Genomic DNA, 2,805 nt, shown 5'->3' on the forward strand with positions numbered 1-2,805 from the left:
CGGTGGTGGTGGGCGTGGGGTCGTCGGTCGCGCCGTTGCCGGTGGCCGGACCGCCGGCGCAGGCCGCGGTCAGCAGCAGCGCGGCGGCCGTCAGCGCGACCCCGGGCAGGGCCGTCGGACCTGAGCGTCGCACGGTGTTCCTCTCGTCGGAGTTACCCCGGCCAGCACATCACACACACAGGACGATCGGGCGGCGCCCGGTGTTCCCCGCGCGGCCGGCACGAGGGGCGGCGGGCGGCCCGTGGAGCGTCTCGGGGCGGCGGGCGAGCGTCTCCGGGCGGCGGCTCACACCCAGGAGTCCTGGGCGGGCGGCAGCGCGTCGATCTCCGCCAGGTCCGCCGGTGTGAGCCGCAGCCGGGCGGCGCCCGCGTTCTCCGTCGCCCAGCCGGCCTGCTTGGTGCCCGGCACGGGGATCACCCGCGGGCTGCGCGCGAGCAGCCAGGCGAGCGCCACCTGCGCCGGTGTCACCGCCTCCGGCCCGGTCGGCTCGCCGTGCCGCGCGGCCACGCGCCGCAGTCCGGCGACGATGGGCTGGTTCGCGGCCATCATCTCGGCGGTGAAACGCGGGTGCCGGGCCCGCACGTCGTCCGGTTCGAAGCCGCTGCCGGGGGTGAGCCGGCCGCTGAGGAAGCCGTTGCCGAGCGGCATCGCCGCGAGCAGCCCCACCCCGCGTGAGGCGCACCAGGGCAGCAGACCGTCCAGCGCCTGGCGCGACCACACGGACAGCTCGGCCTGCACGGCGCTGACCGGGAACACCTGCTGGACGCGGCGCAGTTGCGCCAACGTCGCGTCGTGGAGACCGCCGCGGGCGGGGCGTCGGCCGCCGCGCGCGCCGACGGCGCACAACCCCAGCGCCCGGACCTTGCCGGCCCGGACGAGGTCGGCCATCGCGCCCCAGGTCTCCTCGACGGGGACCTCGGGGTCGGCGCGGTGCAGTTGGTACAGGTCGATGACGTCGGTCTGGAGCCGGCGCAGCGAGGCGTCGCAGGCCCGTCGCACGTAGCCGGGGCGGCCGTTGGCCACCACGTGCCCGTCGCCGACGAGCAGGCCCACCTTCGTGGAGACGAAGGCGTCCGCCCGCCGCTGCCTGAGCACGCGGCCGACGAGCAGTTCGTTGGTGAAGGGCCCGTACATGTCGGCGGTGTCCAGCAGGGTCGGCGGGACTCCGGCGGGGGAGGGGCGGGCTCCGGCGAGGGCGGCGCCGGCGTCAAGGGCGGCGTGCAGTGCCCGCAGGGACGTTTCGCCGCGCTGCTGCGAAGCGCTGTATCCCCAACTCATCGGCATGCAGCCCAGTCCGATCGCCGCCACCTCGAGCGCCCCCGCACCGATTGTCCTGCGCTCCACCTGGACGTGCTCCCTCCTGCCCCACCGCGACAGACCCTAGTCGGTCCTCCGTGACGGTCCGTCGGGGGGCCGCCGGGGCGGTGGAGGCCCCGCGGGATCGTCCTACGCTGAGCGCATGGCTTCTTCCGAGGTGTGGCTCCCGATACCCGCGCACGAGATCGACGGTCTGCCGGACGCGTTCGACTACCGCTTCTGGGAGGGCGGCGAGTTCCCGGCCGATCCGGCGGACTGCGTGCTCTACACGGTTCCGTACATGAAGGGCCCGGTGGTCGCGGTGGAACCGCTGCCGCACATGCCGGCCGTGCGGGTCGTCCAGACGCTGACCGCCGGTGTGGACCACGTCGCGCCCGCGCTGGACGGGATGCGGCCGGGGGTGCGGCTGTGCAACGCCAGGGGAGTGCACGAGACGTCCACCGCCGAGCTGGCGCTGACCCTGATCCTGGCGTCGCTGCGCGGCCTGCCGGGCTTCCTCGCCGACCAGTCGGAGGGGCGCTGGCGCCCGGTGATCCGGCCCGCGCTCGCGGACCGCAACGTGCTGATCGTCGGCTACGGGGCGATCGGCGCCGCGATCGAGGAACGGCTGGTCCCGTTCGAGGTCGCCCGGGTGGACCGGGTGGCCCGCCGCCCCCGGCGGGTCGCGCGCGGAGAGGTGCGTGCGCTGTCCGAACTGCCGGAGCTGCTTCCGCACGCCGACGTCGTCGTGCTGACCGTACCGCTCACCGAGCAGACCCGGGGGCTGGTCGACGCCGGCTTCCTGGCCCGGATGCGGGACGGCGCGCTGCTGGTGAACGTCGCCCGGGGCGGAGTGGTGGACACCAAGGCGCTGCTCGCCGAGACCGGCGCCGGCCGGCTGCTGGCGGCGCTGGACGTGACGGACCCCGAGCCGCTGCCGCCCGGGCACCCGCTGTGGCGGGCGCCCGGAGTGATCGTCACCCCGCACGTCGGCGGCCCCAGTTCGGCGTTCCTGCCGCGTGCGAAGCGGTTGCTGGCGGACCAGCTGCGGCGGTTCGCCGCCGGGGAGCCGCTACGGAACGTGGTGGCGGTCAGCGGCGAGCGGCCCTCGGAGGGGTGAGCGGAACGCCGCCGACGCGCTGCCGGACGCGGGGCGGGCACCGCACGGCGCCCGTCCCGTCCGCGCGCCGGAGGGGGCGCCGCCCGGCGCGCGTTGGGGCGCCTGGTGTTCCGGCGCGCCCCCTATACCACGCTTCGAACGCGAATGTGCGCGATGCGTAGCAGAATACCCCTGGAAAGTCACGCTCTGTAGAGGCGCTATGTCGCTGAGTGACCGATTGGTGTATGGTCCGGACGGGGCGATAACAGGACACCCAGGGGGGCGACGGGCGAATGCGCGGCCAATGGACGAACTATCGGATGACGGACGCCGAACTCACGCTGAGTGTAGGGCGTGTGCGGCTCGCCCGGCGGGAGCCGGCGCGATGAGCGCGCACGGCGCCCACGGAC

General features: G+C 75.2%; 2 protein-coding genes. One reads left to right on the forward strand and one right to left on the reverse strand.

Going from position 1 to position 2,805, the window contains the following annotated elements; genetic code table 11:
* Positions 1–285 precede the first annotated feature (285 nt).
* Positions 286–1,344: an aldo/keto reductase gene (locus GL263_RS24635; protein WP_182857947.1), complete on the reverse strand. Its 1,059-nt coding sequence runs from the start codon at positions 1,342–1,344 to the stop codon at positions 286–288.
* Positions 1,345–1,459: 115 nt separating this feature from the next.
* Here GL263_RS24635 and GL263_RS24640 point away from each other — a divergent pair, with 115 nt between their 5' ends.
* The gene (locus tag GL263_RS24640) at positions 1,460–2,416 is read left to right on the forward strand and encodes a 2-hydroxyacid dehydrogenase (RefSeq protein ID WP_182857948.1); all 957 of its coding nucleotides are present in this window, start codon (positions 1,460–1,462) and stop codon (positions 2,414–2,416) included.
* Positions 2,417–2,805: the final 389 nt, after the last annotated feature.

This window comes from Streptomyces durbertensis, from assembly GCF_014156695.1.
GTDB lineage: Bacteria > Actinomycetota > Actinomycetes > Streptomycetales > Streptomycetaceae > Streptomyces > Streptomyces durbertensis.

Bases quoted from the DNA above. Each gene is read 5' to 3' on its own strand.
- GL263_RS24640 (WP_182857948.1), top strand. From the start codon at position 1,460: ATGGCTTCTTCCGAGGTGTGGCTCCCGATACCCGCGCACGAGATCGAC.